Source organism: Bacillus sp. 2175, assembly GCF_057812155.1.
This window is the reverse complement of the sequence record NZ_CM173819.1, coordinates 2,617,619-2,639,878: the sequence shown is the minus strand read 5'-3', so window position 1 is coordinate 2,639,878 and position 22,260 is coordinate 2,617,619. Positions and strand designations below refer to the sequence as shown.

The 22,260-nt window shown below is 31.8% G+C and carries 22 protein-coding genes and 3 pseudogenes; 3 read left to right on the top strand and 22 right to left on the bottom strand.

Annotated elements, in window-relative coordinates:
* Positions 1 to 273: 273 nt before the first annotated feature.
* The 8 genes from ACXKY9_RS13780 to ACXKY9_RS13745 form a co-directional block, all read right to left on the bottom strand.
* Positions 274 to 504: a hypothetical protein gene (locus ACXKY9_RS13780; RefSeq protein WP_000789031.1), complete on the bottom strand. Its 231-nt coding sequence runs from the start codon at positions 502 to 504 to the stop codon at positions 274 to 276.
* A 370-nt stretch (positions 505 to 874) separates the two neighbouring features.
* Entirely contained in the window at positions 875 to 1,138 is a 264-nt protein-coding gene (locus ACXKY9_RS13775) for a hypothetical protein (protein ID WP_000432429.1), read from the bottom strand.
* 143 nt (positions 1,139 to 1,281) lie between these two features.
* Entirely contained in the window at positions 1,282 to 1,842 is a 561-nt protein-coding gene (locus ACXKY9_RS13770) for an AAA family ATPase (protein WP_000767061.1), read from the bottom strand.
* A 101-nt stretch (positions 1,843 to 1,943) separates the two neighbouring features.
* Complete coding sequence (locus tag ACXKY9_RS13765; protein WP_000490928.1) at positions 1,944 to 2,705, bottom strand: class I SAM-dependent methyltransferase; 762 nt, start codon at positions 2,703 to 2,705, stop codon at positions 1,944 to 1,946.
* A gap of 227 nt (positions 2,706 to 2,932) precedes the next feature.
* On the bottom strand, positions 2,933 to 4,672 hold the full coding sequence (locus tag ACXKY9_RS13760; protein WP_000038304.1) for a Xaa-Pro dipeptidyl-peptidase: 1,740 nt from the start codon (positions 4,670 to 4,672) through the stop codon (positions 2,933 to 2,935).
* A 321-nt stretch (positions 4,673 to 4,993) separates the two neighbouring features.
* Positions 4,994 to 5,836, bottom strand: a complete 843-nt coding sequence (locus ACXKY9_RS13755; protein ID WP_002101055.1) for a peptidylprolyl isomerase PrsA — start codon at positions 5,834 to 5,836, stop codon at positions 4,994 to 4,996.
* A 189-nt stretch (positions 5,837 to 6,025) separates the two neighbouring features.
* A complete protein-coding gene (locus ACXKY9_RS13750) occupies positions 6,026 to 7,402 on the bottom strand; it encodes a sensor histidine kinase (RefSeq protein WP_001037250.1) in 1,377 nt (458 codons plus the stop codon).
* Complete coding sequence (locus ACXKY9_RS13745; protein ID WP_000865979.1) at positions 7,395 to 8,042, bottom strand: response regulator transcription factor; 648 nt, start codon at positions 8,040 to 8,042, stop codon at positions 7,395 to 7,397. The genes ACXKY9_RS13750 and ACXKY9_RS13745 overlap by 8 nt, the downstream gene beginning before the upstream one ends.
* A 121-nt stretch (positions 8,043 to 8,163) precedes the next feature.
* On the opposite strand from ACXKY9_RS13745, the gene ACXKY9_RS13740 reads away from it, so the two are divergent.
* A complete protein-coding gene (locus tag ACXKY9_RS13740; RefSeq protein ID WP_000591761.1) occupies positions 8,164 to 8,580 on the top strand; it encodes a hypothetical protein in 417 nt (138 codons plus the stop codon).
* Between the two features lie 196 nt (positions 8,581 to 8,776).
* On the opposite strand, the gene ACXKY9_RS13735 is transcribed toward ACXKY9_RS13740, so the two are convergent.
* The 10 genes and pseudogenes from ACXKY9_RS13735 to ACXKY9_RS13690 all read right to left on the bottom strand — a co-directional run bounded on the left by ACXKY9_RS13735 (position 8,777) and on the right by ACXKY9_RS13690 (position 16,492).
* Positions 8,777 to 9,229, bottom strand: a complete 453-nt coding sequence (locus ACXKY9_RS13735) for a GNAT family N-acetyltransferase (protein ID WP_003284535.1) — start codon at positions 9,227 to 9,229, stop codon at positions 8,777 to 8,779.
* Positions 9,230 to 9,559: 330 nt separating this feature from the next.
* Entirely contained in the window at positions 9,560 to 10,264 is a 705-nt protein-coding gene (locus ACXKY9_RS13730; protein ID WP_000594618.1) for an alpha/beta hydrolase, read from the bottom strand.
* A gap of 55 nt (positions 10,265 to 10,319) precedes the next feature.
* Positions 10,320 to 10,748, bottom strand: a pseudogene (locus ACXKY9_RS13725) (nucleosidase); the annotation flags it as partial.
* Positions 10,737 to 10,955: pseudogene (locus tag ACXKY9_RS13720) on the bottom strand (phosphorylase family protein); the annotation flags it as partial. The pseudogenes ACXKY9_RS13720 and ACXKY9_RS13725, both read right to left, overlap by 12 nt.
* Positions 10,956 to 10,999: 44 nt before the next feature.
* On the bottom strand, positions 11,000 to 11,749 hold the full coding sequence (locus ACXKY9_RS13715; protein ID WP_000372655.1) for a WecB/TagA/CpsF family glycosyltransferase: 750 nt from the start codon (positions 11,747 to 11,749) through the stop codon (positions 11,000 to 11,002).
* 12 nt (positions 11,750 to 11,761) lie between these two features.
* On the bottom strand, positions 11,762 to 13,345 hold the full coding sequence (locus ACXKY9_RS13710) for a M3 family metallopeptidase (RefSeq protein ID WP_001155355.1): 1,584 nt from the start codon (positions 13,343 to 13,345) through the stop codon (positions 11,762 to 11,764).
* A 287-nt stretch (positions 13,346 to 13,632) separates the two neighbouring features.
* The gene (locus ACXKY9_RS13705; RefSeq protein WP_000111642.1) at positions 13,633 to 14,493 is read right to left on the bottom strand and encodes a DegV family protein; all 861 of its coding nucleotides are present in this window, start codon (positions 14,491 to 14,493) and stop codon (positions 13,633 to 13,635) included.
* 478 nt (positions 14,494 to 14,971) lie between these two features.
* Positions 14,972 to 15,424: a spore coat protein gene (locus ACXKY9_RS13700; RefSeq protein ID WP_000750489.1), complete on the bottom strand. Its 453-nt coding sequence runs from the start codon at positions 15,422 to 15,424 to the stop codon at positions 14,972 to 14,974.
* A gap of 14 nt (positions 15,425 to 15,438) precedes the next feature.
* Positions 15,439 to 15,639 carry a spore coat protein W gene (locus ACXKY9_RS13695; RefSeq protein WP_000342253.1) on the bottom strand — a complete coding sequence of 67 codons (201 nt, stop codon included), beginning with the start codon at positions 15,637 to 15,639 and terminating at the stop codon, positions 15,439 to 15,441.
* A 367-nt stretch (positions 15,640 to 16,006) separates the two neighbouring features.
* Positions 16,007 to 16,492, bottom strand: a complete 486-nt coding sequence (locus tag ACXKY9_RS13690; RefSeq protein WP_000332786.1) for a spore coat protein — start codon at positions 16,490 to 16,492, stop codon at positions 16,007 to 16,009.
* Positions 16,493 to 17,163: 671 nt separating this feature from the next.
* On the opposite strand from ACXKY9_RS13690, the gene ACXKY9_RS13685 reads away from it, so the two are divergent.
* Positions 17,164 to 17,595, top strand: a complete 432-nt coding sequence (locus tag ACXKY9_RS13685; protein ID WP_000027162.1) for a GNAT family N-acetyltransferase — start codon at positions 17,164 to 17,166, stop codon at positions 17,593 to 17,595.
* A 352-nt stretch (positions 17,596 to 17,947) separates the two neighbouring features.
* On the opposite strand, the gene ACXKY9_RS13680 is transcribed toward ACXKY9_RS13685, so the two are convergent.
* A complete protein-coding gene (locus ACXKY9_RS13680; RefSeq protein ID WP_000638732.1) occupies positions 17,948 to 18,718 on the bottom strand; it encodes a GNAT family N-acetyltransferase in 771 nt (256 codons plus the stop codon).
* Positions 18,719 to 19,028: 310 nt separating this feature from the next.
* Positions 19,029 to 19,354: pseudogene (locus ACXKY9_RS13675) on the bottom strand (BC_2878 family exosporium-associated protein); the annotation flags it as partial.
* A 261-nt stretch (positions 19,355 to 19,615) separates the two neighbouring features.
* Here ACXKY9_RS13675 and ACXKY9_RS13670 point away from each other — a divergent pair.
* Entirely contained in the window at positions 19,616 to 19,936 is a 321-nt protein-coding gene (locus tag ACXKY9_RS13670; RefSeq protein ID WP_001062731.1) for a hypothetical protein, read from the top strand.
* Positions 19,937 to 19,990: 54 nt separating this feature from the next.
* Here ACXKY9_RS13670 and ACXKY9_RS13665 read toward each other — a convergent pair whose 3' ends face one another.
* Together ACXKY9_RS13665 and ACXKY9_RS13660 are read right to left on the bottom strand one after the other, a co-directional pair.
* The gene (locus tag ACXKY9_RS13665) at positions 19,991 to 21,523 is read right to left on the bottom strand and encodes an MDR family MFS transporter (protein ID WP_000229618.1); all 1,533 of its coding nucleotides are present in this window, start codon (positions 21,521 to 21,523) and stop codon (positions 19,991 to 19,993) included.
* A 24-nt stretch (positions 21,524 to 21,547) separates the two neighbouring features.
* Entirely contained in the window at positions 21,548 to 22,255 is a 708-nt protein-coding gene (locus ACXKY9_RS13660; protein ID WP_000400908.1) for a polymer-forming cytoskeletal protein, read from the bottom strand.
* Positions 22,256 to 22,260 lie beyond the last annotated feature (5 nt).

Sequence of the window (22,260 nt, the reverse complement as noted above, 5' to 3'; positions counted from 1 at the left end):
AATGTCTATTCTGCTATTCATGCTTTCAACATATCAAATAATATTATTCCAATAAAAAAACAATCCCTTTTTAAAATGGATTGTTTTTTTATTTCTTTTTTATACTGTTTATTTCATTTTTGTATTTTCAATGATGAAATAATTACATTTACAAAAATGAAACGCTACTATCTTAACCCCTCTTATAGTAATTTTTTCGTTTGAAAACAAAAAACACACTTCCACCTTACGATTGAAAAAACATATGTAAAAGTCTCTAAAACAGCTGCCTTATCATACTAATCTATAGCAGTTCTGTCTTCTTCCCTTACCCGTTTCCTTTAACACATACGATTTTAAAACTAGCGCCGTTAATGAATCTGTTAATGTTTTATATGATAAATTTGATAATGCCAATAGATCGTTCGTATATAGCATTCTATGCTTCTCTAATAATAATAGTACTAATCGTTCAGACGGTTTTAATGCCTCATCACTTTCTAGTATAAAGTCTATATTTTTCATTTCTCTAATTATTACTCCTTATATCAAAAAATACTTTAGACGCTTATTTAATATAAAAATAATACATAACAAAATTATAAATATATTAAAATAGCACCATCTAAAAACACTATTATACTATAACATAGAAGTAGTGTTTCCCCAAATAGGAAATGCTTTTTTATATCGCTTATAAGATTCTTGCAAACCTACATAATATTTTGTACCATTACCCACCAAGTTTTCTTCTAATTTCGCTGCTCATCCTGATGTATTTGTAATCAATGAAGTTCTTCTAAATTTATAAACAAATAAAAAACGGTTCGTCTATCATGCCCTAAACATGAATGACAACCGTTTTCCAGCTTCTTCTTAATTAACATGTTCTATCTTAAATATTTCTTGCAATATGCGGCTTACTGTAATGACTTGTTCCACCGCCACCAACTACTACTTTACCGCCTTTTTCGAAAATTAATAATTTACTTGAACCATCTGCAAGAAGCACTATTACTTCAGCATTATTACTTGTTGCTACATAAATTACATAACCACTCTTTGATATACAAGTTTCCCAATTCGAATCAAATTCTGATCTTACTACACGATTTGAATACACTTGATTTTCAATTCTATCTTGTTCTACGTTTTCCAAATTGATTCCTCCCACTTCACTAAAATAGCATTTATAGGAAAATAACAGCCCTATATAAAATAGTAGCCGACTTTAACATAAATAGTATATGTAATTAGTAGGAGAATGCTTGGACAACGAAAACGAAATAGACTTCAAAAATTTCACAATTGAAACTTCTCTTTAATCATTTCCGCTACTTCTTTTGCACTCAAATACGTGTTATTAATTTTTATATACTCTTCTTTTTCAATTTCACCATGAAGAGAGTTTAATCTATGCTTTTTCATCGTTTCTTTCAAATTATTTTCAGACCACTCAATATCTCTTTTTTTCGGTTTATGTTCTAATCTATTCGGGCTTTTATTTCGTTCTAATCTTTCATCTAATTCCGCTTCCAGCTCTACAAAATGCACTGTCCCACCTTTTGATTCAAAAATACTTTCTACATGATGTATATAATCCCAATCCGCTTGGAGGTCAAATGCCCATATATACGTAAAAATCATTCCAGATAAATCACTTTTAGATACTTCTTCAAATATTTCATTACGAAATAAACTTACTAGTCTTTTTGCTTCTTTCGTACTGTAATCAAAAATTGGACTTACTAAATCAATTGTCATGTGGTTATGAAAAAGTTTTAAACCGGTTAATGTTGCTAATTCTTGCCCCACTGTCATTTTTCCAACTGCTTGTGGGCCAAATATTAATATAAGTTTCATTTATTTCCCTCCAATCTTTCTCTATAAACCATTACATAAAATAAAAAATAAGGCAGCCGATTTTAAATCGATTGCCTTATTTTTTATTCATAGTTTTAGTTCTATTCTTTTCGCACAGCTTCAAAAGTAATCATTTGATTTGCATTTGACGGTTCTTTTTCATAATCATATTCAGCAGAGCACGTAATATTAGAGAAACCTATACTTTCTAAAAGAAGTTTAAACTCTTCTATTCCATACCAGCGCAGCGCAAAGCGTTGTAGTTCTGTTTGTACTAACTGTCCTTTACTCCACTTTTCATATTTCAAATATGATACAGTAACTTGGTTCAGCCAATCTATTTCAATTGATTTATTTTCTAATGTGATTCCGTCTCCACTCGGCAAAGAGAAAGTCGATGTATGAATTTCCCCAGTCTTCCAGTCATACGGAAGCATAATATCTACGATTAATCGTCCATCTGGATTAAGATGTTCATAAAAACATTTCAATGCATTTATAGAATCCACACGATTTTCAATTAAACAAAAAGATCCAGTAGGAATGATAATTGCGTCATATTTATGCGGAAGTGAAAATTGTTGCAAGCTTCCTTCATATAAATTAGGATGTAAGCCTCTCTCTTTACAGCGCTTACGGCAAGAATCTAGCATTTCAGGTGAATAATCTATCCCATCCACTTTAAAACCAGCCTCTAGAAGCGGAATGATGACACGTCCTGAACCTACTGCGGCTTCGAGGATTCTTCCTCTACAATCTTTTAACCGTTTTTTGTAATACTCAATATCACCATTTAAAGAATAACCGACTGGTTTTGTGTAATCATACAGTTCTGTACAAAGTGTACTATAAAAGCTAAACATTTATTTTCTCCTCCGTTTTTACGTACGGAAGATTTCAATTCAACTAATCTTCCTGCACCTCTGATTTTAATGATATTTCGAAAGAGCTGACTGTCATAATATATCACTCACTTTCCATAGAATATAATGATATTGTATTACATAACCTTCCAATTTGAAATATAAAAATTAAAAATTCAGACTACAAATTAAAGAGCTTACTTTAGTAAGCTCTTTAGAAAAAATATTTATTTCACAATCGGCAATGTCACTTCACTTAATTTCACTGTAAGTTTCGTGCCAGCTTTCGGCCTAATTGTATAATCATAATCACTTGCAATTAAAACAACTCCGATTTGATGCCCCGCTTTAAATACATAATCATCTGGCTGCATGTCCCATGTAAATGTATAATCTTTGCCCGGTTGAATCGCTGTTGAATTTTCTATACTCTTTAAGTTTTGTGGATCCATCCAGCCTCTCGTTACGATTTCCGGCTTCGCTCCTCCATAGTCAACAAGTAATGCTGTTAAATTTGATACAGATCGATCAATATTTCCTGTAATTGAAATCTTTGGTGTACCACTTATACGCGTATCTTTTTGCAGTACAGGCATTGTATATACTAATCGATTTGCTACTTCTAATTCTGGGTTTGCTACTAATTGGTTTGATTTCATTTGTGCATCATCTAAGAATGAGAAAACTTTATTAGCCGCTCCCATACTTAATGGTAAATTGACTGATTTATTACTTAAATACATACGGATTTTTGAAGGTACAGCCGCTGGATCTGGCCAATTTTTTATCTTTTGCCACGTTTTATTTTCTCGTTGCACATCAACCATTGGTTCATTCATAATTCCATTTTCAATTCCGTACAACCAATAATCTAACCATTTATTTTGTGTTTGCTGCCAGTTATTACTTGATGTCCCACCATGACCACCTTGGTGTAGCCACATTTTACGCGGAACATTATTTTCTCCAAGTGCTTCCCACCATTGCGCGAACTGTTTTGTTTTAACATTCCAATCGTTTAAACCATGAACAACAAATACACTCGCTTTTACATTTTTAGCATCTTTTACATAGTTACGTTTATCCCAAAAATCATTATAATTACCTGTTTTTCGGTCTTGTCCAGCCGTTAACTCTTTTATAACTTGTCCGCAAACTTCAGGGTTTTCCCTTGTCAGTACTGCTTCTGCCATATTATCTGTATCTTCCCCTTGATATCCGCCTGGAGCAATGACTGCACCATTTGCACGATAATAATCATACCAACTACTAATTGCTGCGATTGGAATAATTGTTTTTAAACCTTCGACTCCAGTAGTCGCAACAGCATTTGGTAAAGTACCATTATAGGAAACTCCAGTCATACCTACATTTCCTGTAGACCAATTTGCCTGAACTTCCTCACCCTGTTCTGTAAATGCTTTCGCGCGACCGTTTACCCAATCAATAACAGATTTTGTCCCGAGTATCTCTTGTTCATCTCCAGTTGTAGGGCATCCATCTGATTTTCCAGTACCGATACTTTCGCCTAGAATAACTGCATAACCTCTTGGCACGTAATAGTTCCCATACGAACCAAGATTAACCGCTCCATACGGTTTTCCTTCATACGCATACAATTCTTCATCTACATTATATACAGGAACATCTTTTAATCCAGATCGATATGGACTCATTTCATAAATAACAGGAACTTTCACATTCGGATCTGTCTTTGGACGCATAACTTTTATCGATACTCTGTCTTTCTTACCGTCTCGATCACTATCAACTTCTGTCTCTACATATAAATTTTCGATAATAGCTTCATCGAGAGAATAAATCGGTTTTGTCATCCCATTTTCTAATTCAATTTTTGTACTTTTAGTCTCTTCCTTCTTCTCTGCATGCACATCCATAGTAAAGCTAGGTATAATTGTTGCAGATAGCATTGCTGACAGTGTAATTGCCATTTTCTTTTTACTCAAAATGTTCCCTCCCCTTATTCGTTCTCTTTTACTATATAACAAAATAACTGAAAATTCAGTTTTATTTTATATAAAAGTTGAGAAACTCAAAGATTTCTTATTAAGTAAAATTTAATGCAGGTATGAAAGTATTTTCCCACTTCCTCCTTCTTTATAAAGTGAAACTTTAATCAGCCCTCACCAATTGGGCGTTTACGATCAGCAGGGCCACTTCTTTGCTTTCGCTGAATTTTGAGGTGGGGTCTTACTGCCCGGCAAATAGCGGGATAAATAGAGAAAAAGACAACCGATATTTCTATCGCTTGCCTTACATTCCATTTATTATTTTTCTAACTCTTTAAAGGTATCTTTCAAGTCTTTATCAGATACCTTTATATCTGCATTTTTAAGCAGTTCTCTAGTAACTTGTTGATGGAATTGAGGATCTTGTATACGTTGCTGTTCTAATTCTTTACGAATATTCTCTTTCTCTTCCTCATACGGTTTAAGCTCTTTTTTATCCGTTAGCTTAATAATATGATATCCGAAAGAAGATTTAACAGGTTCACTCAATTGACCAACTTCTAACTTATACGCAGCATCCTCAAATTCTTTCACCATCATACCAGGTCCAAATTCAGATAGTTCCCCACCTTTTTCTTTAGAACCTGGATCCTCTGAATATTGTTTAGCCACTGCCGCGAAATCTTCGCCACTATTTAATTTTTCTTTAATTTCTTTTGCTGTCTTTTCATCTTTTACTAAAATATGGCTAACTTGAAGCTTTGGCTTATAATGATCTTTAATATCTTTTTCCGTTACGGTTGCTTTAATAGCTTTTTCAAAAGCAAAAGTAAGCTTTAATTTCTCTTTCAACTGATCTTCATTTTTCACACCATTAGATTCCATATATGTATTAAAATTATCGCCCATCTTGTCTTTTAATTCTTTTAGTTGTTTCGTTACCTCTTCATCCGTAACTTTATATTTATCATTTAATACTTTTTCTACTACCATTTCAGATAAATTCTGTTTACCGTAGTTTTCTTTTAATTTTTTGTTAAAATCACTTTCTGAAATGCTTCCTGATTTTGTCGTTACAATATTATCTGATGAACCACATGCAGATAAAGATAACGTCATCCCCATTAAAATGCTACCAATTACTAATTTCTTTCTTTTCAAATCTGAATACCTCACTTCATTAAATTCAAATATAACTATGTAAATATAACGTTTTCCTGTGAACTTCACGTGAATTTAATGAAAGTAGAACATTTGCTAATTCTCCATTTAATACATCAATTTTGAAAATTATGGTGATTCATCCTGTATCGCTAATCTCTAAAGCTGCAAAAAGGACTAATATTTTCATTAGTCCTTTTTCACATTTATATAAAATTGAATTTCTCCATCTATAGAGGAAACTCCATATTCAAAACCATGCCTTTCTAAAATACTTTTCACTATCGCTAGACCTAATCCTGTACCTGATTTTTCTTTACTACGAGAAGATTCTAGTACGTAAAAAGGCTCCCAAATTTTCTCGATATCCTTAATTTTATCCGTAGGAATGCCATTTTTTATTTGGAAATATATACTTTTATTTCTATCTTCTAATGTAATTATTATGTTTTGATTTGCTGTATATTTTATCGCATTAGAAATTAAATTTTGAAACACCATTCTCATTTTATTTAAATCTGCATAAACGATTGTATCGCCCGTATTACAATTTACTTGCAAGTTAATTTCTTTCGAATCCAGTTCAATCTGATGCTTATCTAATATACTCTGGACCAGTGGTTCAATGGGGAATTCTTCTTTTTGTAAAATATCTCTTTCTAGTTTAGAAAATCGTAATAGTTCTTCAATTAAGTTTGATATTTGATCTGTTTGTTTAATAATTGTATCTACATAAGTCCCATCATCTAATCCATCTTTAATCCCCATAGAGTATGCTTTTACTAATGCGATCGGTGTCTTTAATTCATGCGTTACATCACCCATAAATCGTTTTAAATGTTCATTACGATCAGTTAAGTCTTGATGTGCTTCATGTAGTTTTTCACTCATGATATTAATACTATTGGCCAACTCTCCTATTTCATCATTCGTTTTCACTTTCGTTCTTTTAAACTGCAAATGTGAAATATCCTGAGCCACATCACTTAACTCTTTCAGTGGTGTCGTTATTATTTTTGAAAGTATCCACACAAGTAAAATAATAAGAAGGAGCGAGAAACATAGGATATATAAGTAAAATGTATTTAACGTATTTATAATTTCATTTGAATTCGCAATGGAAGTCCCAATTAAAATTATCGTATCATCTTTCGCAATATATTTAGCAAAAAAACTCGCTTTTACCTTTCCTTGATCGTACAGTTTATTCGATTGCCCTTCCGTCTTCACTTTCATAACTTCGTCTTTCGTAATCCAAAGCTTATTTAACGTTACTTTCTTTTTCGTAAGTTGCATGCGTAACGCGTCGTTCATAGCATCTTCTGACTGATTAATTGGCGTATACGCAATTGTAACATTATTTTCACTTTCAATTGTATGAATAATATCTTCTAAATCATTGACTGGCGCATTTTGTATTTGAGTTGTAAATTCATTTAAGTTTTCACGTGTTTTATAAATATTATATTTCGGCAAGAGAAAGTTAATTAATAATAAAGAAATTGTAAATATAAGAATAACGGTTAAAGAAATGCTGAGAAATAGCTTTTTCCCAAGTTTATTCACTTTGTTCCTCCAAACTATAACCCAGCCCACGATGCGTCTTAATAATATTTTCTCCAATTTTTTTACGCAGCCTTCTTACATGTGTATCAACCGTTCTCTCTTCTCCAAAATAGTCAAATCCCCATACAATGTCTAACAATTTTTTACGAGTTAAAATAGTTCCTTTATGATTTAAAAAGCATTTTATTAATTCGAGCTCTGTTTTTGTAATTTCTAACTCTATATCATTTTTATATACTTTATTTTTGGCGAAATTTATCTTTACATCTTGTACTTGAATAATATCATCATGCTGAATAAGTTTTTTCGCTCGTGTAATTAGTACTCCTGGATGAAATGGTTTTTTTACGTACTCATCTGCCCCACTTTGAAGCGCTGCTAATTCATCTTCACTTTCACTTTTCGCCGTAAGCATTAATACTTTTACGCTTGAATTCTTTTTTATTTCCTGACAGACAGTAATACCACTATGTTTCGGCATCATCCAATCCAAAATAGCTAAATCAATTTTTTCATCATAAAATATTTGAAGTGCTTCCTCTCCGTCTTTCGCTAATAATACTTCAAAGCCTTCTTTTTCAAAATAAGCTTTTAAAATCCTTAACATATCTTGTTCGTCATCTGCAATTAAAACTTTCATATTTTTTCCTCCATTGCTTTTAAACAAAAACCAATTGTATCATACAACATCTTTGTTACATGAATGTGACAGAAAAATATTTAAAGCTTTTGAGGGGATAGTAATGGTGAGGTGTTGTACTATGATAAAAAAAATCGGGGTCATTTCTCTTCTTCTATTTCTATTATCAACAAATGCGTTCGCAAATACAAATCAACAAATTGAAGTATTTGATTGTCAAAAAGAAATGGTCATTCAAAAACAATCTTTAGATCCAATAGTCCAAAAAGAAGCAGTTCAATACGCTAAAGCAATTACTGGTCCATTTAAAAACTTAAATGTCGTTCCAAAAGATGGCTATATGATAAAAATCCCATTATCTAAGCCGGTTTCTATTACTAATCAATGGTTACACACTACAATAGACGAAGTACTTATACTGCTCCCACTAAATGAAAAGCCTTATATTATGCTTTATGATGATGAAAATAACCCGCATTTTTATTATGTAAAAGGTAAACCAGGATTATTATTGAAACAAATGAACGTTAAAACGTAATTGACTGAAAAGGAGTCACCTTATAAGCTAAATTTTAAAAGCTAAGGTGCTCTTTTTTATAATAACAATTTAGTAAATGAAATTATAAAAGTTGTCTTTTAATATAAGGATCGCAACTTCATATATCAGCGATTTTTAAGATATATCGATTTACCAACAAAAAACCTGTTCGTAGCTATTATTTGGATAGCAATCTCTATAATAGTTTGTAGTGACTCGATCCCTTATATAATCCCCCTTTTACAAATCCATTCGCAGTATAAAACACATCCCCTTGCTTCGTGTCAGTATGTAAAACAATCACTTCAAAATATTTTTCCGCATGACATAATAGTTGGTTTAATAATAAGTTCCCTAACCCTATACGCCGATAATCCCTTGAAATATAAAATCTCCTTAACCGCCCAATCTTATTGTCTTTTGTGTACGGATCCTCATTTAAACCTCCAACTCCAATTAACATATCACCTTGGAAAACACCATATAAACATTCTCCAGTTTTATTGAATACATTTATTTTGTTTTTATATTCATTTATTAGCCTTATAAGGAAATTAAAACCTTCTTCTTCACTGTCTTGAACGAGATGACTGAATTCATATTCCATTAAATTTTCTATTTGTTGAATATGTATATCTTTCAAGTCCATTCCCCCTAAGTATGAAAATACATAAAAATGCTCGAGAATCTTTTATTCTGAGCATTTTTATGGTTGTTACTTTATGTAATTTATAGCGTGCGTATTCTTCACTTCATATGTAAATCGATAATACAGTTGATTAATTTTATTATGAAAATATAAGAGCCTTGCTACAATCTAGTGTGTGATAAGGCTCTTTAAAGTTGTTTAATTCTTATCGAATTAAAGCATGTGTTTGTTTAAGTGTATACATTCACCATTTATAAATTCTCTCAAATATACTATAAGTTTATATATTTCTCATTCTTCTCTAACAGGTTCAAAATAAATTGTAATTTGTTAATCGATATGCTTGTGTAACCACTGTTCAAATATCTTTAACTGTTCTTCGGTATGAAAGTAATGTTCACCCGTCTCCATAACTTCTAATTCACAACGATGTTTTTCTGTAAAATAGTTAATAGTTTCAAGTTCACACAGTTCATCCTTGGCTCCGTACAAAATATATGTATCTATATTCCATGTATTAATCGGATGTTCTTTTACATAGCATAAATAATCCCAATATAACTTTTGACCAATAGGTGTCTCTATAGTCATTTCTTTTTGCAAAAGCTCTGGTGTTACATTAAACCATTTCATCATATTTTCGATAATTCGTTCCATATTAACTACTGGTGATAAAAATAATGCCTTTTCTACCACATCATTTTGATAAGCTAAAAGGCTAAAATACGCTCCCATACTACATGCAAACACGTTTATTTCTTTCCAATGTTCTTTTGCATAATTCATAATTATAGATAATTCACTAACACAAATCTGTACTTTGCAAGGCGTATTATCATCTTTTCTTTCTCCATGCTCAGGTAAATCAAAGCTTAATACTTGATAACCTTTTTGTTTGGCTTCTTCAGCTAATATTTGAATAATTGTATCTTCCTTATTTGACATATTTCCATGTACTGCAATAAAAATTTTATCACTCTTATCTCCCCATAAAACCGCAGGAATATTACTAATTTTAAAATTATTTTTAATCATATTCCCTCCATAAACTAAGACATATAGGACTTGGCAAAAAACGCACACACTTTATTTACCTCTGTACAGCAGGTAATATCCCCTTCAACTCCATTAAATCATCTATTACTACATCAGCCTGAGCAAGTTCATCTTCTTGCGCAAAATCAAAATTGCACCCAATTGCAAGTAAACCGTTGTCTTTCGCTGCATTTATATCACATAGCCGGTCACCAACTACCGCTGCCTCTTTTATATCATATTGGTTCATAATACTTTTAACTAAGTCACCTTTATTTAGCGATTGTATTTGTTCAATACTAAACGTTTCTGTCACCCACTTGTCTAAAGCATAATAAGTTACGATTGCTCGTAAATATTCTTTCAAACCATTACTAGCAATGTAAATGGAACAATTATTTTCTTTTATATATGTAAAATCATGATGGGTAACGTTAGTTGAAATAACTAAATCGCCAACTTTTACACCTGGATGTAATCCACCAGCAACGCCCGTATTGATGATAGAGTCTACATTAAATTTATGAATTAATGTTTGCACACATGCAGCAGCATTTACTTTCCCTACACCAGAACGTGTAATAATTACTTCTGTTCCCATGAATTCTCCAATATAAAATGGCATTCCCGCAATTGTCTGTTCTTCTTGTATTACTAGCTTTTTTAAAAGTAAATCTATTTCAATTTGCATTGCTCCGATAATGCCGATTCTGTTTATGTATGTAGTCCCCTTTATTAATTAATCCCTTTAATCCGCTCAGACATAACCGATAATAAAAATTTCGGAAGTACAAGTTGTCTCTTTAATCTTTTCGGCTGTGAGAGTAACCTATACAGCCATTCAGTTCCAGTATCCCTCATTATTTTTGGTGCTCTTTTTACAGTACCAGATATTATATCAATCATGCCTCCGATACCAATAGATAGCGGAACGTTTAATGTTTGTATGTTTTCATAGATGAACTCTTCTTGTTTTGGTGAACCTAGTCCTACGAGTAGTAAATGCGGCTTGAACTGCTTAATTTTCATTTTTATTTCTTCTATTTCTTCACCATTTACAAATCCATGCTGTCCTTTAAATTGTGCTCCTGGGAACTGCTCATTTAATTTTTCTAATGCCTTTTTATTACTTTCTGGCGCAGCTCCAAAAAGAAAGACACGATATTCATTGTCGTTACAATATTTTATTAAATCGTGAGTTAAATCCGCCCCAGTAACACGTTCTTTCAAAGTTCCTTTTAATATTTTCGAGCCAATTATGACACCAATCCCATCCGCTGTTATTAAATCCGCAGATAGTAACATCTTTTTAAACTCCTTTGATTTTTCCGTATTTTCCTTTGCAGACATAACAATTTCAGGATTTGCAGTTACTACAAACCTTGGTTTCTCTTGTTGTTCATGTAGCCAACCTTTTAATAAACTTATAGCTTTTGCATATTCTAAAGTTGAAAAAGGTATACCTTTTATAAACTGCTGATCCACTGTACTCTCCCCTTACATAAGCTGCAAATATTCATCAATGTCTTTAGAAATTTGAATAAAAGCTTTATTCCAAAATTCATAATTTCTTATATCTATTTCAAAATGTTTTTTCATAAGCTCCTCTACTGGAGCCTTTCCTGTTTCTCGTAAGAACTCTTTATATTTCGAATGAAAAGTACTTTTACCTTCTTGAGCTATTTCTAATAAGCTAAAACTTACTAAATATCCAAATGTGTATGGATAATTGTAAAAAGGAACATCTGCTATATAAAATTGAATATATTTCATCCATACAAACGGCTGGTATTCACTTAAAGCTTTTCCATAAGCTTCTTTTTGTGCAATTATAGATAATTTCTCAATTTCATCAGCACTTAAAGGACCCTCTTTACATTTTTCATAAAATGTTTTTTCAAACTGATACGATGCTCGTATTGCCATTACATAATTAAAACTATTTCTTATTTTCCAGCTAAGTAATGACTTTTTCATATCTTTACTATCCGTTGTTTCAATTAGATAATTTAAGAGTACCGTTTCAAAGAAAATAGATGCTGATTCAGCCGTACTCATTGGCAAATAATCATCTAAAAAAGATGTAGATTGTTCAAAACTCATATTATAAAAATGCCAAGCATGTCCTAATTCATGAGCGAGCACTCTTACACTATCTATACTCCCATCATAACGAATGGAAATTCGCGATTCTTTCTCACTGAAAAATGGAGCACAAAACCCACCTGGTGGTTTATTCTCTCTCGGTTCAGCATCTACCCAACCACTTTCTATCGCATTACGTGCAAATTCTGCTAATTCTTCATCAATATTCTTACATGCATCATAAACGTTTTGTATTGCTACTGAAAAAGGAATCATGATCTCATTACTTTCCTTTACCGTCATAAGTTCATGCCATGTAATTGAAGCTTTTCCTTTCTTATACACGTTTAAAGCACTTACTAATTTATCAAGGTTTTCTTCTGTCGCATTCCACATTTGGAATAATACAGTTTCTGAAATGCCATTCGCATGAAAAGATTGTGTTAAAATCTCTCTATCTTCTATTTCATTACTCTTTGCATTACGCAATCTCCCTATTTGATTTAATACAGTAGCAAAGATTTCTTTTTCCTTATGTAAAGTACTTGTAAGTAACTCGAATACTTCTAATCTTTCCTTTTCATTATCACTATTCATTGCAATAGTATTTGCTTGTCCAAAGGATAATTGTTTATTATTGTGCTCTATTTCTATCCTATCCCGTAATTGTATGTACATATTTTCCCAAGCATTAAGCTCATCTTTTATTAACTTAGTATTATCTGAAGTTTCCACTTCATTATGTTTTATTACTTGCTGTAATTCATTTTTTAGTTCCTTCACTTTCACGGTCAATTTAGTAAGGTCAGATGGTACACTTTCTTCAACTGATCTACAGTACAAATAGTATTCTGTTTTCTCAATAGCTTGTATTAGCTTTGAAAGAACCTCTACATCTTTTGTTACAAAATATTTCTCTTTCAACTCCAAAATTGGAAATAGAATATCCTCATTCAAATACAAGCGATTTAAATCCCATCTAGCAATTTCTTGCATTTTTATAGTCGCCTCCTATTTTTACAAATAGTTACAGATATTTCTCCCCACACAATTATATATGAAATGGCAAAATTTTGATATCTTCAAATATTTAAATTCCTACAAATACATTCTTATTTATACTCTTTTCTTCTACCATTAAGTATCATTCCACATATAAAAAATACTCCCTCTACAAGAGAGCAATTCATATAGGAAAACTTCAAAGATTTTATCTTCACCAATACCATATCGACCGGTAATCACAGATTAAAGAAAAAAGGATTGATCAAATGATCAATCCTTTACTCTACTTCATTTAAGAAAAATAACGTTATAACGCCAGGTCCTGTATGTGCTCCGATTGCTGCACCAATTGTATTTACGATAAATACTTCACAACCGAATCTTTCCGTAATTAATGATTTTAATGCTTCCGCTGTTTCTAAGTCATCACCATGAGTGATACCGATTGTTTGACCTTTAAGGTCTTTACCACGCTCTTCCATAATATCAACAATTCGGCTTAATACTTTCTTTTTCCCTCTTACCTTTTCAAGTGGTACAAGTTTTCCTTCTTCCACGTTTAAGATAGGCTTAATGTTTAGTAAACCACCGATAAAACCAGCTACTTTACTTAAACGTCCACCTCTAACAAGGTACTGTAAGTCAGCTACAGTGAAGATGTGCTCCATATGGTTCATTAGAAAAGCGACACGGTTTAAAATATCTTCTTTTGGTGCGCCGTCTTTTGCCATTTTAGCAGCTTCTAAAACGACAAGACCTTGACCAAGCGAAGCACATTTTGTATCAATAATTTCTAAATCTAAATCTGCATATGTTTCTTTTACTTCCTCTTTAATGACAACTGATGATTGATATGTACCAGACAGTTCAGATGAAAAAGCTAAATATATACAAGGATTACCTTCTTTTGCATAAGAAACAAATTTTTCTTGGAAAGTTTCAAGTGAAGGCAATGATGTTCTATAAACAGCGCCTTCTCTCATTTTTTGTAATAATGTAACTGACTCTAATGTTACTCCATCTAAATACTCTGTTTCTGCTTCATCATATACACGGAGTGGAATTAAATCAATATCATATGCTTGCAGCAATTCTACTGGTAAATCCGCCGCACTATCCGTAATGATTTTAACACTCATTTTTAAACCTCTATTCTGTTATAAATATAAAATAATAAAATAAAAATAGTACTTTTAAATTATATACGTAAAACTTAAATGAAGAAAGGAAAACACTTTATATTGTATGCACTATTCTTCAAAACTTGAACTATTAATGAAAATGATTCTATTTTAAACACCTTTTTCTTATTATTTTTCTATAACACGAGTAATTTTATAAGTATTTTGTATCAGTATATTTTACTTCTTTAGCTTAATATTATCTTTTCAAATTCATACTGTTTAAAATTGAAAAGCCAAATCCAATAAAGGAAATGGCTTTTCAATTTTCATAAAATAACCAAACTTTATTTTCCATCACATTGTTTGTTTACATTCATACTTTGGTGATGTTGAATATTAATCCAGTTATGATAAATATTTATAGCCTGTACTATAATTAAAACAGTGAATATTTACCTGTAAGATGCACTATATCTAAAGAAGGTTAAACATTTTATAAAATATTTAATTTTACTAGTAAAGCTAATAAAATTTGGAGAAGAATTTGAACATTTACTGCTATGTCTGTATCTGTAGTCGTAACTGTAACATTTCTAGAATTTCTAATAACAGTTTCTTGTTTATTAATTTGTTTAATAGATGATTTTTGAAACAATTCTTGTGCTACACGGTCAGCTTTTTCACTATCTGCTATAGAAATACTTATTATAACCACGATAGCTGCTTGTAATGCAGCTTGAATAGATAACGCAGCTTTTGTATCTGTAGTCGTAACTTCTACATCTGCTGAATCTACAATTGTAATAGATTCTTCAGAAATTTGGTAAGTTTTACTTTCTTGTGCTGCAGCTTCTGAAACAGTAGCATTTTTAAAAGATGGATGAGGATTTGAGGAGTCTAATGCACTCCACCTTTTATTTTCCTCTGAATGACATGTTTTTTTCATACATTCACCCCCTTTCAATCTAAATAATTATTAACTTGTGATTGTATTTCAGAAACAATACTTTTAATTTGCTGCTTTTTTTCTGGTGATAAATTTTTTAGTTTTTCTTCATTTATCCCATGCCTATTAAAAATATCTGAGAGTAAAAGGTCTATAATTATATTCTTTTGATCCTTATCAAACTTAAAGGAAGAAAATTTATTTAAATCATCCATTTACAATATTCACTCCTATCAGTTTTCTATAAAAATTTAGATTAACTACCAGCATTATATGTATTTAAATAAAAAATGCTTGGACAAGTAACTTAATCTTTTATTTTCACGGCTTTTTACTAATAAAATCAAAAAGCTGTCTTCTAATACGAAGACAGCTTTCCTTTACTTCACATATATAAGTTTTATTCACTGTTAAATAATAGGTTCACCTTTGTTATTGTGTAGTTTTCCACACTTAATTTCCCATCAATTTTGAATATTAATTCAGTCATAATGAGAAAGTCCAAGCTTGTACCACATATTACAACAAAAAATATTTACTTAGAGTGAACCCTTATAGCTAAATATAAATAGGATAGACACTTTATAAAATGTTTAGTTTAACTAATAACGCTAATAAAATTTGAAGAAGAATTTGAATATTCACTGCAATATCTGTATCAGTAGTTGTTACGGTTACGTTTCTGGAATTTTTAATAAATGTTTTTTGTCTATTAATTTGTTTAATAGATGATTTTTGAAACAATTCTTGTGTTATTTTATCTGCCTTTTCACTATCTGCTATAGAAATACTTACTACAACCACAATAGCTGCTTGTAACGCGGCTTGGATAGATAGTGCAGCTTTTGTATCTGTAGTAGTAACTTGTACATCTGCTGAATCTACTATTTCAATATATTCCTCAGAAACTTGATCGATTTCATCTGTTTGTATAGCTTCTTCTAAAAAATTTGCATTTTTACTAAATGAATAAGAATTTACTGATTCGGAATCCTGTTTTTTTGGTTCAGAACCCCGATTTAATGGATCACGTTTTTTCTTTCTTCTACAAACTTCACAATCACACATAAAATCACCCCTTTTAGTCTAAAAAATTAACAATATAAAAATATTGGCTAACTACTAGCATTTTATGTATTTTCAAAAAAATTGTTTGGACAAGTAACTGAATTTATATTTTATTTCTAATTCTTTTTTGTAATAACAAAAAGCTGCCTTCTAATAAGAAGACAACCCTCTTTTATTTCACATTTATATAAAAGACCCATACTTAAATACACTAAACTTCATATGATATATTGCATCCTTTCTTTTTAGAATAAGTAGTCGTTACTGAAGGGCACTTTTCGAAGTGCTCTTATCTTTAATCCCCCTCTTTTTCAGGAAGAATTTTTTTTACTAAATCCTAATATGATTTGTATCACTAGGGCTGGCGATTACCACGTTTCCTTAATAGCTTCAATGAATACAGTAGCTACTAATTAAAATAACCCTATGATTTTCTCTACACTTAAACAATCTTGCGTTACCGAACACATAAACTAATTTTTATTTTGACTATGTAACACTAAATTCACAAGATTATTATCCTATGTTTGGTGAAGCCATCATTTCAATGCCAGCAATCCCACACTTTTAACTAATAACTTAAACAAATGTGCTATCTCAAGGTTCTTTTGATATAGTATCTTATGTTCTATATAATGAAGAGAGCGCTAGTATTTCCAAGGAGGATGTATATGAGTATTCAATTGGCTACATCTAACGATTTAGAATGGGTTAATAATCAATATGACTCAATAGGATTTGTACGGAGTGATTTAAAGAGAGATAAAGTTGCAATTATTACATATAACAACGAGTATGCAGGCGTTGGCCGATTAGTCCAAATAGATGAAGATACTTTAGAAATGGGCGGAATTTTTATTCTGCCTCAATTTAGAGGGCTACAATTAGCTGGTGAGCTTGTTTCATTTTTAGTAGAAACTGCAAAAAAATCACAAATACAAAATGTATATTGTCTTCCTTTTGAGGAATTAGAAAACTTTTATAAGAAATATGGATATACTGAAGTCGATACTACGAAAGAAGCAGTCCATCCAATCATTCTAAAAAAATATAATTGGTGTTTGGAGAATTACGATAAACACGTTCTACTCTTCAAATTGTAAATGTAATAAAAAAATATATTCTCAATCGTTTTTCTATCAGTACTCCTAATGGGAGCTAAAGATTAATCAAAGATATTTTATCTCTCCTTTTATAAATGGCTGATTAAAACTCAATGTTCTGTCAATACTATAGGTAACATGATTGTATTTCTCCATTCCCCCTTGGAGAAGAGCAGTTAGCTTTTGCTAACTGCTCTTTTATTTTTTCAAAAAGTCACATAAATATCTTTAATTCCAAACATTCAAAAGATAAAATGTGATAAAATTGTTATGAAGATATTTACCAACTAATACATGCGCCCTAGACTTACGTACTAGGGCGCATGTATTTTTTAGTATGTAACTCCTTCACTCATCTATTATCTACAAAATAAGTATCATATGCCTTATCAAATTCATATCCTAACTTTTCTGCTAGTTTAGCAGATGTAGTATTCGCTGCGTCCCAGTTTGGATACTTTCCATTTTCTAAGCAATCCAATATAATAGCTGCACTAACTACAGTTGCCAAGCCCTCTCTTCTATGATTGTGATCAGTCGCAACTTCAATTTCAATCCCATCATTATAAATACTATAGGAGGATGCACCGCATACAACTTCTCCATTATATAAAATGCTATAACCTATACCACGGTTTATATAATCTTCTATCGAATGAAATTGACTTGTAAAATCTTCAGATATCTTATGTAATTTGGGGCTATTTGCGATATGCTCATCTATTCTTCTTAACTCATATTCTTTTGGAAGTGCTGATATAAAAGATTGTAATTTTGAACGATTAAAAACTTCTGGATTTCGTTTGAATTTATAACGTAAAAACTTATCTATTTTTCTTTCATGGAATGTTTCTAAGCGTTGTTTCCACTCTTCACTATTTACGATAACTAAAATTCTTTCTGGAATATTACGTAATAACTCTTCTGTTTCTTTCGTATTTGGGTCTCCAGCGTAAAATGTAAAAATTCCTACCATAACTTGTGCTACTGTTGGATTTTCAAGATCATTTACCCAAGCAGTACCCATATGCCCTTGTAAATAAGAAAGTAAAACAACGTTATTGAAATCCTCAAACATAGAAACTAGTTTTTTTCTTGTATGTATATTCGCTTCATATATCATTTACATTCCCGCCTTCTTTAGAATCAACCACTCTTAACATTTTCATGAGCGCTCCATAATTCGTATTCATATACACACCCACCTGTTCATCATAAAAGCAATTGACTATTAAATTGAAACTTCGAATATTTATAAAATATCAGTAAACATAAAATGATTATAACATCTACTAACTATGAAATGATCAACCTATAAAATAAGTCAACAATAAATATATTTCTTACTCGTTAACAAATGGCTTAAAGGATCAACATAATTAATTATGTAACAACCCTCAACAATAGTTTGAGGGTTCATTTAAATACATGTATTATAACTCATTTTTATAAATAAAAGATTCCGTCTCACCGTTCTTATATACTTTAGTCAATTTAACAACTGACTTGTACGTATTATCGTCATCCTCTATCATTTTTTCATCTCTTCTATTTCGGCATCACCAGTTCCGCCCTCTATTTTTAAACAGTTCGAAATGGCAAGGTATCCGCTTGATGCCAATATAAAAATAAAAATCGTATCAGGAAAATTAATAAATAATAATCCGTAGTTTAAAGGGTCTCCAGCTGGATGTGATAAAAGTAATCGAAAACCTACCAGTTCAGGTACTTGAACAAAATCTCTAGAAACTCTCGGTTCACAACCCACTTACACTCCATCCCTTCTCTATATAGAATTGCTACTACATATATATAGGAAGAAAATAAGAAAAGCTTGGACAATATAACTTTAACGTAACATTATCGTTACCTACTCGTACATTTATATGGAAATCACACCAATTTTGAGTAAGGACACATAATTTTTACTATAAATACATATAACAATTTCATCTTTCATAAAAAAAACGTTATAATGAGGTGTAGCCTCTACGATTACGTTATAAAGGAGATTAAAATTATGGCTAAAATTAAAGTGTACCAAGCAAAAGAAGAAAATATGGATGCAGTAAAAAATATCATTGATGTTGAGGAACAAAACCCAACTACTGAAAATTTACAAAATCTATATGCGTGTGTATTAGATACTGAAGATATGGCATTGCCTGAATCATATATTGAAGAAGATATCTTAATTGATTCTATTGAAGTTATGGTTAACGCTTCTCAAAGCAAAGTAAGAGACTTAGGCGCATACGATGTAATCGAAGTTCAAAACAAAGGCAAGAAAACGCAAATTTTATTACTTGCAGACGAAGAATACGAAATTATCGAAGGCTAATCTAACACCGTACATACGAAAAATCTCCTTTCCAATTGGAAAGGAGATTTTTCATTACGCTTTTGATGTTTCACTCTTTTTATTCATTTGTTCTTTCTTAATTACCATACGCTCATTTCCCATAAAGAAAATGAATATGAATGCTAATCCAGCTGGTACCAATGCCCACATGAATGTTTGAACAATTGAACTAGAAAGAGCGTCAATAATCTTATCTAATATTTGCGGAGGGATTTGAGATCTTGCCGATTCTGATAAAATGGCTCTTGAATCCCCTAATTTTGTATTCATTCCCCCGCTCATCCCTTTAAATGCTTCTTCTAATTGATCTTGGAAACCTGTTCTTTGGATCATTCCGAAGATTGTAATACCTAGTGTCATTCCTAATGAACGAATGAAGTTACTCGTTGAAGTCGCAGATCCACGCTGTTCCATACCGAAGTTATGAATTGAAGCCATACTTAGTACAGAGAATGAGAAACCTACTCCAAATCCGATAATAATCATATAAACCGTTAATAATGCACGACTTGTTTCTGGCGTTAATGTACTTAATAAGAATAATCCGATTAACATAATAACAGCAGAAATAATCATAATGTTTCGGTAGCTCAGCTTAGTCGTTAAAAATCCACCTAACTGCGCTGTTACGACTGATCCTAGCATCATAGGTAAAAGTAATAATCCTGAGTTTGTTGCAGTCCCGCCGTATACACCTTGAATGAATAACGGAATGTAAACAGTTGCTGACATAAATGCAGCACCGTAACATAATGCAATAATTGTACTCATTCCGAATAAGCGCTGCTTAAACATCTCAAATGAAATAATTGGTTCTTCTACTTTTCGTTCAATAAAAATGAATGCGATGATTAAAATAGCGAATCCACCAAATAAACTTAAAATAAAGCTAGAATCCCAATCATATTTTTGTCCGCCTAGTTCAAGCGCAAACATTAAAGAAACTACTGCACCAACTAAAGTAATTGCGCCAAACCAATCAATCTTTTGCTTTCTATGAACGCGTGATTCTTTATAAAAGAATGTAATAAAAATAAGTGCTAAAATGCCAAGTGGTAAGTTAATATAAAATACCCAGTGCCAGCTAATATAATCGGTAATATATGCGCCAAGTAATGGCCCGAAAATACTAGATAATCCAAATACAGCTCCGAATAAACCACCCATTTTCCCGCGTTTTTCAGGTGGAAAAATATCAAAAACGATAGTAAACGCGATCGGCACTAATGCCCCGCCGCCAATACCTTGAATGGCACGATAAATACCTAACTGTGTAATATTTTCAGCAGTACCACAAAGTGCCGAACCAATCATAAAGACAATTAAACCGAAAATAAAGAATCTCTTTCTACCATACATATCTGATAGCTTACCGAAAATAGGCATGCCTGCCATTTCTGCGACCATATAGGCAGAAACGACCCATACAAAGTTTTCGAGGCCTCCTAAGTCACCAACGATTGTTCCCATCGCCGTTACGACAATGGTATTATCCATCGATGCCATTAAAATACCTAGCAATAAGCCCGCCACAACAAAGCCGAGCTTATTATTCTTCTCAACCATATCTCTTGCTCTCCCTCATACTACTTATATTTGTTTATGTTCTTTTACGACTGCATTACCTTTTTGATTAAAACTAGTATGATATTCTACAACACTAATTTCACATCCAGGACCAATTGTGACGTTGTTGCCTCTTACAACTTCAGCAATCGTATGTTCTAAATAGATATCATCTCCTTCAACAATTGAAGTTTGGAGGTTTCCAGCATGACTAGTAAAAGGAATAAATCTCGCTTTTTTACGAACGGTAATTTTTTTACCACCAATTTCTCTTACCTTACTGCCTTCATAACGAAGTGAGATTTGAATATTTTCAGCATTAAGTAATCCATCACTTTCAAGACCACCAGTTAATGATAAATCTTCTACTTCAATATCTCCCTTTACATTTAAAGCACCTTTTACATCTACGAAATCACCTGAAAACTTTCCTTCAATATCTATCATACCTCTAACTTTTGTTTTTTCAATATGAGCATCACCATGAATTTGTGTATTACCATATACTTTTACATATTCCGCATCTACATTTCCTTGTACTTCGTTATCTCCATACACGACATAGTTTTTCACTTTCACATTACCGCGTACATCACTCGTTCCGTACGTTTTAAACTCATTGCAACTCATATCATTCGTAATTGTTCCTTCACCGCGAATCTTCACTTTATTATAATCTCCGCCTGCTGAATTACCAGAACCATTTACTGTGAGACTATGTGGATGTTCCATACTGA